The 524-nt window shown below is 28.8% G+C and carries 1 protein-coding gene; it reads left to right on the top strand.

Annotation, left to right across the window (positions count from 1 at the left end; translation table 11 throughout):
- Window positions 1–141: 141 nt before the first annotated feature.
- On the top strand, window positions 142–366 hold the full coding sequence (locus tag FHQ23_RS12290) for a hypothetical protein (RefSeq protein WP_139614571.1): 225 nt from the start codon (window positions 142–144) through the stop codon (window positions 364–366).
- Window positions 367–524 lie beyond the last annotated feature (158 nt).

The following is a 524-nucleotide window of genomic DNA, read 5'->3' as shown; positions in this document are numbered from 1 at the left end:
AATTAATATCAATAATAATAAATCTGCTTCTTAAGCAATAGGCTGACTTTATCATAGGAAGATAATTTTAGCTTAGGGTAAAACTAACCAGTTTGTTTTCGATAAGTTATTAAAGCCATCTAATTCTGTAGGAATACAATTATGAAAGAACTTAATACTTATGAATTAAATATTGTTAATGGTGGTACAGGTAGCCATTCTGTAAATTATTCAGCATCTAAGAATAACAAAGGTTCTGAATCTATTTCAGGAAACTATTCATATGAAAATGGTAACTTTAATTCAAAGACAGAAATATCTCACTCACGTGATCGAGAAGGAAATAAGGATAGTAGTATTACTATTTCAGGTGGCTATCGTTGGTAGCCTATTAATCAAATAAAGCCTGGTTTATGATCTTGGCTTTATTTTAGATAACAAGTGAGTATGGTATGAAACTTTTAATCAAATTATTCTGTCTACTAGTTATATTCCCTATAGTGTCAAAAGCAAATGACAAGTTAATATATAGCTCTGATTTTAAA

Source organism: Testudinibacter crocodili (genome assembly GCF_006228025.1).
In the GTDB taxonomy this organism is placed as follows: Bacteria; Pseudomonadota; Gammaproteobacteria; order Enterobacterales; family Pasteurellaceae; genus Chelonobacter.
Note: the sequence above shows the minus strand (reverse complement) of the source record. Positions and strands in the feature narration are given on the sequence as shown.